Source organism: Streptococcus panodentis (assembly GCF_017884005.1).
GTDB classification, from domain to species: domain Bacteria; phylum Bacillota; class Bacilli; order Lactobacillales; family Streptococcaceae; genus Streptococcus; species Streptococcus panodentis.
On record NZ_QFAY01000041.1, the window covers coordinates 1 to 13,710 of the forward strand.

9 protein-coding genes are annotated in these 13,710 nt (G+C 50.7%); 8 read left to right on the forward strand and 1 reads right to left on the reverse strand.

Annotated features, from left to right (window positions below; translation table 11 throughout):
- Window positions 1-169 precede the first annotated feature (169 nt).
- On the reverse strand, window positions 170-1,213 hold the full coding sequence (locus DHL47_RS12745) for a threonine aldolase family protein (RefSeq protein WP_209552132.1): 1,044 nt from the start codon (window positions 1,211-1,213) through the stop codon (window positions 170-172).
- Between the two features lie 427 nt (window positions 1,214-1,640).
- Between DHL47_RS12745 and DHL47_RS12750 the strand changes: the two genes are divergently transcribed.
- The 8 genes from DHL47_RS12750 (at window position 1,641) to DHL47_RS12785 (ending at window position 13,663) form a co-directional block, all read left to right on the forward strand.
- Window positions 1,641-2,534 (forward strand): LysR family transcriptional regulator, encoded by an 894-nt coding sequence (locus tag DHL47_RS12750; protein WP_128836844.1) that lies wholly within the window; start codon window positions 1,641-1,643, stop codon window positions 2,532-2,534.
- Window positions 2,535-2,624: 90 nt separating this feature from the next.
- The gene (locus tag DHL47_RS12755; protein ID WP_209552133.1) at window positions 2,625-4,010 is read left to right on the forward strand and encodes a glycoside hydrolase family 1 protein; all 1,386 of its coding nucleotides are present in this window, start codon (window positions 2,625-2,627) and stop codon (window positions 4,008-4,010) included.
- Between the two features lie 494 nt (window positions 4,011-4,504).
- Complete coding sequence (gene glmS / locus DHL47_RS12760; protein WP_128836695.1) at window positions 4,505-6,319, forward strand: glutamine--fructose-6-phosphate transaminase (isomerizing); 1,815 nt, start codon at window positions 4,505-4,507, stop codon at window positions 6,317-6,319.
- Between the two features lie 516 nt (window positions 6,320-6,835).
- Window positions 6,836-8,608, forward strand: coding sequence for a PTS mannitol transporter subunit IIBC (locus DHL47_RS12765; protein WP_209552134.1), 1,773 nt, complete (start codon window positions 6,836-6,838; stop codon window positions 8,606-8,608).
- Between the two features lie 25 nt (window positions 8,609-8,633).
- Window positions 8,634-10,589 (forward strand): BglG family transcription antiterminator, encoded by a 1,956-nt coding sequence (locus DHL47_RS12770; protein WP_209552135.1) that lies wholly within the window; start codon window positions 8,634-8,636, stop codon window positions 10,587-10,589.
- 1 nt (window position 10,590) lies between these two features.
- Complete coding sequence (locus DHL47_RS12775) at window positions 10,591-11,028, forward strand: PTS mannitol transporter subunit IIA (protein WP_128836692.1); 438 nt, start codon at window positions 10,591-10,593, stop codon at window positions 11,026-11,028.
- Window positions 11,029-11,082: 54 nt separating this feature from the next.
- The gene (locus DHL47_RS12780) at window positions 11,083-12,219 is read left to right on the forward strand and encodes a mannitol-1-phosphate 5-dehydrogenase (protein WP_209552136.1); all 1,137 of its coding nucleotides are present in this window, start codon (window positions 11,083-11,085) and stop codon (window positions 12,217-12,219) included.
- A 373-nt stretch (window positions 12,220-12,592) separates the two neighbouring features.
- Window positions 12,593-13,663 (forward strand): LLM class flavin-dependent oxidoreductase, encoded by a 1,071-nt coding sequence (locus DHL47_RS12785; protein ID WP_209552137.1) that lies wholly within the window; start codon window positions 12,593-12,595, stop codon window positions 13,661-13,663.
- Window positions 13,664-13,710 lie beyond the last annotated feature (47 nt).

The window sequence follows — 13,710 nt, forward strand, 5'->3', positions numbered from 1 at the left end:
GTAGATGAAAGACCGCAGGGAAGTGTCAAAAGCAGGGCAGGGCGACGCTGACATAATTTGAAGAAATTTTCGAAGAGCATAAACTAGAAAGAGCATGGAACAAACAGAATACGTATAAAAACAGGACAATGCTGCAGGTTTCAGACAGCATCGTCCTGTTTTTTCATCATCATCTTTCTGCCAAAATCTGGCAGAGCTGCTCTGCATCTTCCTCTCGGGTCGCCCAGCTGGTTGCCAAGCGGATAATAGTGTGGCTATCATCGTATTTTTCCCAGAAGCTGAAAGCCACTTTTTGGGCCAGTCGGGCTCTTTCTTCCTCACTGACAATGCAGAAAATCTGATTGGTCGGGGCGTCAAAGTGCAGGCGGTAGCCATTTGCTTTTAGGCAGGAACGGATGCGGTCAGCCAAGCGGATGGCATCACAGGCGATCTCTTGGTAGAGATTGTCCTGAAAGAGCTGGTCAAACTGAATCCCCAAAATCCGGCCCTTGGCCAGCAGGGCTCCATGCTGCTTGATAATACTGGTAAAATGGGGAATGAGATCAGGATTAGGCAGGACAACGGCTTCGCCAAACATGGCTCCGCACTTGGTGCCTCCGATATAAAAAGCTGTGCAGAGCTGAGCCAGGTCAGCCAGACTGACATCATTTGCGGGAGCAGCCAGAGCATAGGCCAGTCGGGCCCCGTCCACATAGAGAGGGATGCTGTAGCTGCGGCAGACTTGGGAGATGGCCTGCAGCTCGGCTTTCGAATAGAGAGTGCCCAGTTCGGTCGGCTGGGAAAGGTAGACCATGCCCGGCATGACCATGTGTTCGTGGTTGCCGTCGTTCCAGTAGTCTGCCAGCGTCTGTTCAATCTGCTGGGCAGTCAGTTTGCCGTCCTCGCTGGGGATTTCCAGGACCTTATGGCCGCCAAACTCAATGGCCCCGGCTTCATGGACGCTGATATGGCCGCTTTGGGCGGCGATGACGCCTTGGTAGGAGCGGAGCAGCGCTGCGATGACGACCTGATTGGTCTGGGTGCCCCCGACCAAAAACCGAACCTCCGCTTGCGGACACTGGCAGGCTTCCCGGATTCGTCTTTTGGCAGAGGCGGAGAACTCATCGCTGCCGTAGCCGCTGGTCTGCATCATATTGGTTTCTGCCAATTTTTCCATAATGCGCGGATGAGCAGCCTCTAAGTAGTCGGATGCAAAAGAGAGTGTGTGGGTCATGATGTTACCTCGTTCTTGCTTTCTTGATAAATTTAGTGTACACTAATTTTATCTATTACACAAACGGTATATTGTCATGTCTTTCATGACAAATCATCATACCAGACTCAATCCGGGCTAAAAATCTTCATTCTCTTTGAAAATCAAAGTTGGCGGTGGGACAGACTCCCATGACGGCTGCGCTCTCACCCACAGGAGTATGTATCTTTTGGAAGATACCGTATCAGATTTCTATCTGCTGCCTTAAAGCCAGGCTTTTGTGCCCCTTGCCTCTTTGATTTTCTTTGACGATAAAAAGAGAAATTTCCTTGAAGCAGCTGCTTTCCTATTTTCCGCAGCCGTTGCAGTCTGCCTGCTTGTAAATGCAGCGGTCTTTTGGTGCTTTCTTTGTTTTTTGAACGCCCTGATGTCTGATGAAGGAGAAATGATGGATGCAGTAAAATGTCAGGCCTTTTTAAAGGCTGCAGAGCAAGGTTCTTTTACGGCAGCGGCCGACAGTCTGTCTTACAGTCAGTCCGGCATTACCCGTATGATTTCCAGTCTGGAGGAGGAGCTGGGTTTTCCGCTCTTTATCCGGCAGAAAAAAGGGGTGACCCTGACAGAAGACGGCCGGCTGATGTTGCCCCTGCTGCGGGAGCTGGTTCAGGCTCATCAGCATGCAGAGGAACTGGGGGCAGCGATTCGCGGGCTGGTCAGGGGCTCACTAACCCTGGGCTGCTATTTCAGTGTATCCTCTATGTGGATGCCGGAGATCTTGCAGCAGTTTGCTCAGGACTTTCCGCAGGTCAAGGTGACCATGCTGGAGGGCGGCAACAAGGAGATTGCCAAATGGCTGACTGAAAAATCGGTGGATCTTTGCTTCTGTGCCAAGCCAGGCAGAGGGGTAGACTGTGACTGGATAGAGCTCTATCAGGATCCGCTGGTAGCCTGGCTGCCCAGCCAGCATCCCAAGGCTGCGGCTGCTTCTTTTGCGATTAAGGATTTGGAAAGGGAGTCCTTTATCCATACTCTGCCCGGCCAGGATACTGATCAGGACCGGCTGATTGAGCAGGAGGGGCTGAAGCTGCAGACCCGCTTTAGCACCAAGGACGGTTTTACGACCTATAATATGGTGGAAGCAGGCCTCGGCGTCAGTTTTAATCAGCGCATGATTGCCAGAAAATGGTCGGGCCGGGTTGCTCAGGTCCCGCTGGCTCCTCAGCGATTTGTCTCTCTGGGTCTGGCCCTGCCCCGCTCGGCCGATCCTTCCCCTGCAGCCAAGCGCTTTATAGCCTGTGTGGAGGAAATGGTGGAGGAGCTCGCTGGCGGAACAGCGCTTTAAATAGCAGAAGATTTAGAATAAATTGTCACTGTTTTCAAAGCCCTGTCTGGTGTATAATAAATAAAAAATGACAGTGTGAGGTAGAAAAGGATGATTCAGTTTCCGGATGGTTTTGCTTGGGGGAGCTCCACTTCGGGCCCGCAGACAGAAGGCCGCGTTCAGGGGGATGGCAAGGGAGACAATCTGTGGGATTACTGGTTCAGTCAGGAGCCCAATCGTTTTCATGAAGGCATCGGTCCTGAGCAGACTTCCGGTTTCTATGAAAATTGGGAAAGCGATATAGAGCTCTTGTCTGCAACAGGCCACAGCATGTTTCGGACTTCCATCCAGTGGTCCCGTATTTTCCCGCTGGGAGAGGGTGAGGTCAATCAGTCAGGTGTTGATTTTTATCGCAGAGTCTTTGAGCGCATCAAGTCCAAGGGCATTCAGCTGCTGGTGAATCTCTACCACTTTGATTTGCCCTTTGCTTTGCAGGAAAAAGGAGACGGCTGGGAAAATAGGGCAACTGTTGAAGCCTATGAAGCTTATGCTCGTTTTTGTTTTGAAACTTACGGAGACTTGGTGGACAGGTGGATTACTTTTAATGAGCCCATCGTACCGGTCGAGTTCGGCTATTTTTATGACGGTCACTATCCCCACAAGGTGGATGCGCAAGCAGCAGTCCGAGTGGCCTACCATACTCAGCTGGCCAGTTCTCTTGCGGTCAAGGCCTGTCATGAGGTGAATCCGGCAGCCAAGATTGGCATCGTCCTCAACCTGACCCCGGCCTATCCCCGCAGCCAGCATCCGGCTGACCTGAAAGCAGCGCGTATAGCAGAGCTCTTTCAGGCCAAATCCTTTCTGGATCCTTCTGTGCTGGGGGGTTATCCGCCGGAACTCATCCAGCTTCTGAAGGAGCAGGAGCTGCTGCCGGCAGTGGCTGCGGCAGAGCTGCAGACGATAAAGGAGCACAGGGTGGACTTTTTAGGGGTTAATTATTATCAGCCGCTGCGGGTGGCTGCTCCTAGGTACCTGCCGCATCCGGAAGCTCCGCTGATGCCGGATAGATTTTACGAGCCCTATGCCATGCCCGGCCGGAAGATCAATCCTCATCGGGGCTGGGAAATTTATGAGCAGGGGATCTATGATATTGCTGAAATGATCAAGCAGCATTACGGCAATATTGAATGGATTCTGACAGAAAACGGCATGGGAGTAGAGGGAGAGGAAAGATTCCGTCAGGACGGAGTCATTCAGGATGACTACCGGATAGACTTTGTTAAAGGGCATCTGAGGGAGCTGCACCGAGCAATCCAAGATGGGGCCAACTGCAAAGGCTATCTCATGTGGACCTTTATTGACTGCTGGTCTTGGCTCAATGGCTATAAAAACCGCTATGGGCTGATTGAGCTGAATCTGCAGACACAGGAGCGCAAAATCAAAAAATCAGGCCATTGGTTCAAAACGGTCAGCCAACAGAACGGTTTTGATGCTTAGGGAAAAGCGTCAGCAAACTAGGCAGGAGCAGACAGGATGGCAGCGGGCTGCTCAGAGGCTGAGACAGACTCCCGTGATGACTGCGCCCTCACCCACAGAGGGATGGAGCTTTCACAAGGAAGTGTCAAAAAATCTAGCAGAAATTTTGAGGCGGCAGATAAAGCTTCGCTAATCTCCAACAGTCCGGAAGGACTGTTGGAGCAAGTCGGCGCTGATGTGGTTTGAAGAGATTTTCCAAGAGTCCGACCAGTCTGGGAGGCTTTTGTTTTCTGACACGGCAGACTTGCTGGACCAGGGCAGTTTCAATCCTTCGAATCCAGCTTCTTGATCCTAATCATAAAAAGCTTAAACAAAACTATACCAATTTACCAGTTGACAAATAAAAAATCAATGTGTATACTGGTTTTGTTGGAATTTAGAAAGATAAATTTGACTATACCAATTTCGAAGGAGGAACTGGCTCCCTCAGAGTTAGGGAAGCTGGAAGGAATACTATGTGTGGAATTGTCGGAGTTGTGGGCAGCCGCAACGCAACAGATATTTTAATGCAGGGCTTGGAAAAGCTAGAATACCGTGGCTATGACTCAGCTGGAATTTTTGTAACAACAGGAAAAAATGCCAGTCTGGTCAAGTCTGTCGGCCGTATCGCCGACCTGAGGGCCAAAATCGGCATCGATGTTGCCGGCTCAACCGGTATCGGACATACCCGCTGGGCGACCCACGGAAAACCAAGCGAGGACAATGCTCATCCCCATACTTCTCAAACAGGCCGTTTCGTGCTGGTCCACAACGGAGTGATTGAAAACTATCTGGATATCAAAAATAACTACCTTGCGGGTCATGATTTCAAAGGGCAGACGGATACGGAGATTACGGTTCATCTGATTGGCAAATTCGTCGAAGAAGACGGTTTGACTGTTCTGGAGGCTTTCAGAAAAGCGCTTCACATCATTGAAGGATCGTATGCTTTTGCCCTTTTGGATGCTGAAAATCCTGACACCATTTATGTCGCTAAAAACAAATCACCGCTCCTCATCGGGCTGGGGCAGGGCTACAATATGGTCTGCTCCGATGCCATGGCCATGATTCGTGAAACCAGCGAATACATGGAAATCCATGATAAGGAGCTGGTGCTTGTCAAAAAAGACAGTGTTGAGGTTCAGGACTATGAGGGCCGCCCGCTGGAACGCGAAAGCTACACTGCGGAGCTGGATCTGTCTGACATCGGCAAGGGCACCTATCCTTACTACATGCTCAAGGAAATTGACGAGCAGCCGACTGTGATGCGCAAACTGATCAGCACCTACTCAGATGAAAATAAGCAAATGGCCGTTGATCCGGCTATCGTCAAAGCCGTTCAGGAAGCCGACCGCCTTTATATCATTGCAGCGGGAACTTCCTACAATGCCGGTTATGCTTCCAAGAGCATGCTAGAAGAGCTGACCAATACGCCGGTGGAGCTGGGGATTGCTTCGGAGTGGGGCTATGCCATGCCGCTGCTGAGCAAGAAACCGATGTTTATCCTGCTCAGCCAGTCTGGAGAGACAGCTGACAGCCGGCAGGTTCTGGTCAAGGCCAATCAGATGGGCATCCCAAGCCTGACCATTACCAATGTTCCAGGATCTACGCTGTCCCGCGAGGCGACCTACACCATGCTGCTGCATGCCGGTCCGGAGATTGCCGTAGCTTCCACCAAGGCCTATACTGGTCAGGTAGCGACTCTTGCTTTTCTGGCCAAGGCAGTCGGTGAAGCTGATGGCAATGAAAAGGCTCAAAACTTCGACCTGGTGCATGAGCTGTCTATTGTGGCTCAGTCTATCGAGTCCACTCTCTCTGAAAAGGAACTGATTGAAGAAAAGGTGCGCGGCCTTCTGGAAACGACCCGCAACGCCTTTTACATCGGACGCGGCCAGGACTATTATGTCGTCATGGAAGCCAGTCTCAAACTGAAAGAAATTTCCTATATTCAGTGTGAAGGTTTTGCGGCTGGAGAATTGAAGCACGGGACCATCTCACTCATTGAAGACGGTACACCGGTGCTGGCTTTGATTTCTAACAATCCCGCTGTGGCCTCCCATACCCGCGGCAATGTGTCAGAGGTAGTGGCCCGCGGTGCCAAGGTTCTGACAGTGGTAGAAGAAGGGGTGGAAAAAGAAGGTGACGACATCATTGTCAACAGGGTCCATCCATTCCTGTCCAGCATTTCTATGGTCATTCCGACCCAGCTGATTGCCTACTATGCTTCCCTTCACCGCGGACTGGATGTAGACAAGCCGCGCAATCTGGCCAAGGCTGTAACGGTAGAATAAGCGCAGCGTCTGTATTCATGATATAGGCTTTTAGAAAAGTTCGGTGCAGAAGCTGAGGCGAGATCTTTCACGAAAGTGTCTGATGAACTGTGCAGGGGAGACGCTGGCTGACCAAAGGCAAGAGAAGCTCTCCCAACCACTGTGTCTTGAAAATCAAACGACTAAATTATAGGAAGCTGGGTACTGTTGTCCCAGCCTCTTTTTTTATCGTCCTGTACTTTAAGCGATAGGGCAGCGAGCTGTCCAAAGCACTGCTTTGAGGTTGCGGATAAAGCTTCCGCTAGGAAGTGCCAGCTGTACTGGGATAGGGCTGATGGCGGTGGGACAGACTCCCGTGATGGCTGCGCCCTCACCCGCAGAGGGAGCTATCTTTTGGAAGATACTGTATAAAATGACGGTATTTGAAACAAAGAAGGAGGGAGTCTGCCATTCTGTCACGAAAAGTGTGACAAGGTTTGAGTTTCAAGCGCTTTCATTTTGAGATATACTGGTCTTAAGAAAAGGAGGATTTTCTCAATGCAAGAAAAAACATCATTGAAAGTGAGAGTGCAGAAGCTAGGTACCTCTCTTTCCAATATGGTTATGCCTAATATCGGTGCCTTTATCGCTTGGGGCGTACTGACTGCTCTCTTTATTGCAGACGGTTATCTGCCCAATGAACAGCTGGCCGGCATCGTCAGTCCGATGCTGACCTATCTCCTGCCGACCCTGATTGGCTACACGGGTGGCTATGTTGTCCATGGTCAGCGCGGCGCGGTAGTCGGTGCCATCGCTACGGTCGGTGCTATCACCGGATCCAGCGTCCCTATGTTTATCGGCGCTATGATTATGGGGCCTTTAGGCGGCTGGACGATCAAGAAGTTTGATGAGAAGTTTCAGGAAAAAATCCGTCCGGGATTTGAAATGCTGGTCAATAACTTCTCAGCCGGCCTGATTGGCTTTGCCTTGCTGCTACTGGCCTTTTATGCAGTAGGTCCTGTTGTGTCTGTCCTGACAGGGGCTGTCGGCAGCGGTGTAGAAGCCATTGTCAATGCCCGTCTCCTGCCGTTGGCAAATATCATCATTGAGCCGGCTAAGATCCTGTTCCTCAATAATGCCCTCAATCACGGTATTTTCACTCCGCTGGGAGCAGAGCAGGTTGCTCAGGCCGGAAAATCCGTTCTCTTCCTTCTGGAGGCCAACCCTGGTCCCGGTCTGGGGATCCTGCTGGCTTTTGCTCTCTTTGGCAAAGGCTCAGCCAAATCCTCTTCATGGGGGGCTATGATTATCCACTTCTTCGGTGGAATCCATGAAATCTACTTCCCTTATGTAATGATGAAACCGGCCCTTTTCTTGGCAGTTATGGCCGGCGGTGTTTCAGGAACCTTTACTTTCCAAATGCTGGATGCCGGTCTGAAATCTCCGGCTTCTCCGGGCTCTATTATTGCCATTATGGCCATGGCTCCTAAAGGCCTCTGGCCGCACCTGAATGTCCTCTTGGGTGTTCTGGTGGCCGCAGCGGTTTCCTTCTTGGTAGCAGCTGTGATTCTGAAAGCAGATAAGTCAGCAGAAGAGGACGCTTTAGAAGCAGCTCAGGCAGCAACTCAGGCGGCTAAGGCCCAGGCCAAAGGCCAGACTGCTCCGCTTGCGGTAGCCGCAGACAGCGCTATTTCAGCTGACTCTGTAGAAAAAATCATCTTTGCCTGTGATGCCGGAATGGGCAGCTCTGCTATGGGAGCCAGCATTCTCCGCGACAAGGTGAAAAAAGCCGGTCTGGCTATTCCGGTATCCAATCAAGCCATTTCCAATCTAACGGATACCCCTAAGACCCTGATTGTGACGCAGGAAGAGCTGACTCCGCGGGCTAAGGGCAAGACTCCGAGCGCTATCCATGTATCGGTGGACAATTTCCTGGCTTCTCCTCGCTATGATGAGATTGTTGCTTCGCTGGCCGGCACTGCTCCGGCAGCTGAGGGAAATCAGCAGGAACCCGTGGTCCAAACGGTACAGGAAATTGATCTCAATCATATCGATGCAGTCGTTGTGGCTTACGGAAAAGCGCAGGGCTCTGCTACTATGGGCTGCGAAACCATCCGGGCTATCTTTAAGAATCACGATGTCCGCATCCCGGTTTCGACCGCAGCTATTGCAGATCTGGCTGACTACAGTGCCAAGAATATCATGATTGTCACGACCATCGGTCTGCAGGCAGATGTGCAGCAGGCTGCACCCGATTCACAGTTCTTAATTGTTGATAGCTTGGTAACGACGCCAGAATATGATAAGATGGTAGCAAGAATGCACAAATAAAAACAGGAGGTCGTGTGACCAACGAATGTTATTGACGAAGAGAGAAGAACAACTGCTGAAAGCTTTCCTGAATGTAGGGAAGCTTTCAATGCAAGATATGAAAGAAATCTTGCAGGTTTCTTCCAGAACCATCTACCGTACCCTGTCTGATCTGACAGCCAGCTTAGAGCGGCAGGAGATTCAGATTCACAAGCTGGGCAGGTATTATTTTCTGGCCGGCGATATTGCCGGTCTGCCGACGGACTTGGAGGTGCAGACCGCTTACAGTCAGCAGGAGAGGCTGATCTACATTACCTATCTCCTCCTGACGACCGAGGGGGCCACCACCAACGAATCGCTGCAGGAAAGTTTAAAAGTCAGCAATGTCACCATCATTCAGGATATTGCAGATATTGAGAAGCGTCTCTTGGATTTTGATTTGAAGATAGAGCGGCAGAAGGGCTATAAAATATCAGGAGATCCTCTTCGTCAGAGGAGGCTGCTGGCTGTTTTATTGACCAATGCCATTTCAGTGGCTGACTTTTCAGCGGGAAATATTGGCGGTTATGAAATATTGGACCCTGAAAGGACCCAGCTGGCCAGCCAAATCTGCACGGCCTTTCTGACGGATTTTCCTGATTTGGATGCCAAGATGAAGATGTTTTTTGCCATCCTGCTTTCCCTCATAGGGGGGGAGCAGCATGTGGACATGCTGCCCAATATCAGCAAGCAGGCCTTGGAGATTTCGCAAAATATTTTTCAGGATTACTCAAAGCAGACAGCCAAATTTTACAGTATCCAAGAGATTATCTACTATGCCAGCATTCTGGATGAGCTGATTATCAAGCGGCAGGACAATCCGCTCTTTACAGAGAAATTTGACGGAGAATTCTTCTATAATGTTTCCAATCTGATTGATACGGTCTCTATGTATACCAAGATTGATTTCTTTAGGGATAAGGTTCTCTTTAAGTTTCTCTTTCATCATATTCGTCTCAGTCTGGGGATTCCCATTCTCTTTCCGGATGAGGCTCTGCCGGATTCCATTCAGCTTTTAGTGGAGAGAAATAAGTTTCTCCATGCGGTGGTCAGCCTGCTGGTCAAGGATATTTTTCCAAAATATCTGCAGCATGATTACGAATACGGGCTCATTACCCTGCACTTTATTTCCAGTCTGGGCCGCAGCCCGGAAATCTATCCTATCCGGATTCTGTTGCTGACCGATGAGCGGCGGGTGACCCGGGATCTGCTGGTAACCAAGATTAAGAGCGTGGCTCCTTTTGTCGAATGGATTGACGTTCAGTCTCCGGCGGACTGTCCGCAAATAGAGACGGACCAGTATGACTACATCCTCTCAACCAAACCGCTGGCTAGGCAGGAGGTGGATATTATCTCCAGCTTCCCTTCTGTCAAAGAACTGCTGGAGCTGCAGGAAAAACTGCAGCAGGTTCGGGATAACCGCACGGTTGTGGCCCGCGATGAAGTCGGCAGAGAAAAGACTTACGACCTGCAGGAATATCTGATTGCCAGCAGTCATCTGCTCAGCCAGTTCAGCCTGTCTGCTCTGGACAATGGTGACAGCTTTGAGAAAACGGCGGCGCAAATGGTCCGCCTGCAGGAAAATGTGCTGGATCAAAGCTATCTGACGCAGAAACTGCTCTCGCATTTCCAGGCCAATCCCATGGCCATTCCCAACACCGGTCTGGCTCTGCTGCATACTCAGTCCAGCAAGGTCACAGTCAGCAGCTTTACCATTTACGAGCTGCAGAGACCTATTGCGGCTGTATCCATGAAGGGCGAGCAGGAGAGCGTGACAAGGTGCCTGCTCATGCTGACGCCCAAAGATGTCAGCGAGGAGATGCGGGACCTGATGACGGCCATCAGCCAGTCCATGATTGAAAACCATCTCTATACAGAAATTTACAAAACAGGAAATCAGGCTATTATCTATCAGCTGTTAAATGCTATTTTTAACGAAAAAATCAAAAAATTGGAGGATTAAGATGAAACTTGAAAAAAATTTGATTAAACTCAATGAGCAGTTTTCTGACAAGGAAGAAGCCATCCGCTACTGCGGGAAGATTCTTTATGACGGCGGTTTTGTCAGGGAGGAGTATATTGATGCCATGGTTGAGCGAAATCAGGAGCTGTCGGTCTATATGGGGAATTTCATTGCCATTCCCCATGGGACCGATGCCGCCAAGAAAGACGTTCTGAAATCTGGTATCACCGTGGTGCAGGTCCCTGAGGGCGTTAATTTCGGGACGGAGGACAGCTCTCAGGTAGCAACCGTTCTCTTTGGCATTGCCGGTATTGGTGACGAACACTTGGAAATCATCCAGAAAATCTCGATCTTCTGTGCGGATGTGGACAATGTCATCAAGCTGGCGGATGCCCAGTCAGAAGAAGAAGTGATCCGCCTGCTGGACAGTGTGGAGTGAGCTGGCGATGGTATTCAGGTATCCGTTCAAAGCAGCAAACAAAGGAGAAAATCAATGAAACATGCAGTGCACTTTGGGGCCGGCAATATCGGCCGCGGTTTTATCGGCGAAATTTTATTTGAAAATGGCTTTCATATTGATTTTATTGATGTCAATGAGAAGGTGATTGATGCCCTGAATGAGCGGGGAAAATACGAGATTGAAATAGCTCAGGAGGGCCAGCCCCGCATCGAGGTAGCCGATGTCGCCGGTATCAACAGCAAGGAGCATCCGGATCAGGTCGTTGCAGCCATTCAAAAGGCGGCTATTGTGACCACTGCCATCGGTCCCAATATCCTGCCCTTCATTGCTGAGCTTCTGGCCAAGGGGATCGAGGCCCGCCGGGCTGCCGGCAACACGCAGCCGCTGGATGTTCTGGCCTGTGAAAATATGATCGGCGGCTCTCAGTTTCTCTATCAGGAAGTCAAGAAATACCTGAGTCCGGAAGGATTGGAATTTACCGAAAAGTATATCGGTTTCCCTAATGCTGCGGTGGACCGGATTGTACCGGCTCAAAGCCATGAAGATCCGCTCTTTGTCGTGGTGGAGCCCTTTAATGAATGGGTGGTGGAAACCAGTCGCCTGAAACATTCAGCGCTGCGCTTAGACAAGGTCCATTACGAAGAAGATCTGGAGCCTTTCATTGAGCGCAAACTCTTCTCCGTCAACTCCGGCCATGCAACCTCAGCTTATATCGGGGCTCATGCCGGCGCTAAAACCATTCTGGAAGCCCTGCAGAATGAACAGACCAAGTCTCAGATTGAAGCCGTTCTGGCTGAAATCCGCAGCCTCTTGATTGCCAAGTGGAACTTTGATGAAAAAGAGCTGGAGGACTATCACAAGATTATCATCCAGCGTTTTGAAAATCCCTTTATCGTGGATGAGGTCAGCCGCGTGGCCCGGACTCCGATTCGCAAGCTGGGCTATGATGAGCGTTTTATCCGGCCTATCCGCGAGCTCAAAGAACGCGGTCTGGCTTATGACAACCTCTTGAAAACGGTCAGCTATGCCTTTGCCTACCGCGATACCAGTGATGAAGAAAGTGTCAAATTGGGTCAAATCCTAGCCAGCCAGCCGGCTGAGGAGGCTGTGGCTCAGGTGACCAGCCTGACAGATCAGGAGCTCATCAAAGAAATTGCTGCGCTGCTCTAGCCGCCTTGGGCGGCCGCCCCAGCAAGGAACAGTCAATGAAAGTCCGATATTCATTGGCTTTTTTTGCTGCGCTGCCTGTCCTGCTTCGTCTGCTGCTGTTCATTGAGCAGAAAGAGTGTTGTTTTTTAGTTTGCTTTTAGTAGTGAAACTGTCCGAGGGACAGTTTCAGCCTATCGCTTAAAATATAGGACGATAGGGCAGCGAGGTGGCAGATAAAGCTTCCGTTAGGAAGAATCAGCTGTACTGGGGTGTGGCAAGGCGGGCAACCGACGGAATAAAAGATAAGTTAAATGGTGCTAACAAGCACTTTTTTTTGTCATTGTCACTAATTAGTGTTAATATACAAACAAGCAAGATTTACGGAGGTAAGCTCATGATTGAATTAGGCATCTCAACTTTTGGAGAAACAACGCCGCTTGAGGGCAGCGGTCAAAGTTATTCGCATGCGGAGCGCATCCGCCAGCTGGTGGATGAGATCAAGCTGGCAGACAAGGTGGGACTGGATGTGTATGGCATCGGAGAGCACCATCGGGAGGACTTTGCGGTGTCGGCGCCGGAGATTGTGCTTTCGGCCGGTGCGGTCCAGACGGAGAAGATCCGCCTGACCAGTGCGGTCAGTGTCCTGTCCAGCCTAGATCCCATTCGGGTTTACCAGCAGTATGCGACCATTGATGCCCTGTCCAATGGCAGGGCGGAGATCATGGCTGGCCGCGGCTCCTTTGTCGAATCTTTCCCGCTCTTTGGCTATGATTTGAAAGACTATGAGGAGCTCTTTGAGGAGAAGCTGGACCTGCTCCTTTATGCCAAGTCAGAAAGCAAGCTGGACTGGAAGGGCCGGCTGACCCAGACGATTGATGGGCGTGAGGTTTATCCGCGGGCCGTGCAGAAAGATTTTCCTGTCTGGGTGGCTACGGGGGGCCATGTGGAGTCAACAGTCAAGATTGCCCAGCGCGGTCTGCCGATTGCCTATGCTATTATCGGCGGCAGTCCCAAGCACTTCAAGCCCCTGCTGGATGCTTATCGCCGGATTGGGCAGGAAAGTGGCCACTCAGAGGAAAAGCTGAAAATCGCTGCCCACTCTTGGGGCTGGGTCATGGAGGACAATGAGGAGGCAATCCGGTCTTACTTCCACCCGACCAAGCAGGTGGTCGACCGTATCTCCAAGGACCGTCCGCACTGGCAGGAGCTGACCTATGAACAGTACCTGCAGCAGGTGGGGCCGGATGGGGCTATGTTTGTCGGCAGTCCGGAAAAAACTGCTGAAAAGCTGATTAAAATGATTGAAGAACTGGGTTTGGACCGTTTCATGCTCCATCTGCCGCTGGGCTCTATGCCGCATGCAGCTGTCCTCAGGTCCATTGAACTCTTTGGGACCGAGGTGGCACCGCTGGTCAGAAATTATTTTGCTGAGAAGAAAGGCGGTGGGACAGAACTAAATTTTTAAAAATTTAGTTCCCTTCACTCTTTTGTTTCTAAGCTCAGGCTGAAAAG

Bases quoted from the DNA above. Each gene is read 5' to 3' on its own strand.
- DHL47_RS12745 (WP_209552132.1), bottom strand. From the start codon at position 1,213: ATGACCCACACACTCTCTTTTGCATCCGACTACTTAGAGGCTGCTCAT.
- DHL47_RS12765 (WP_209552134.1), top strand. From the start codon at position 6,836: ATGCAAGAAAAAACATCATTGAAAGTGAGAGTGCAGAAGCTAGGTACC.
- glmS (WP_128836695.1), top strand. From the start codon at position 4,505: ATGTGTGGAATTGTCGGAGTTGTGGGCAGCCGCAACGCAACAGATATT.
- DHL47_RS12770 (WP_209552135.1), top strand. From the start codon at position 8,634: ATGTTATTGACGAAGAGAGAAGAACAACTGCTGAAAGCTTTCCTGAAT.
- DHL47_RS12785 (WP_209552137.1), top strand. From the start codon at position 12,593: ATGATTGAATTAGGCATCTCAACTTTTGGAGAAACAACGCCGCTTGAG.
- DHL47_RS12775 (WP_128836692.1), top strand. From the start codon at position 10,591: ATGAAACTTGAAAAAAATTTGATTAAACTCAATGAGCAGTTTTCTGAC.
- DHL47_RS12780 (WP_209552136.1), top strand. From the start codon at position 11,083: ATGAAACATGCAGTGCACTTTGGGGCCGGCAATATCGGCCGCGGTTTT.
- DHL47_RS12755 (WP_209552133.1), top strand. From the start codon at position 2,625: ATGATTCAGTTTCCGGATGGTTTTGCTTGGGGGAGCTCCACTTCGGGC.
- DHL47_RS12750 (WP_128836844.1), top strand. From the start codon at position 1,641: ATGGATGCAGTAAAATGTCAGGCCTTTTTAAAGGCTGCAGAGCAAGGT.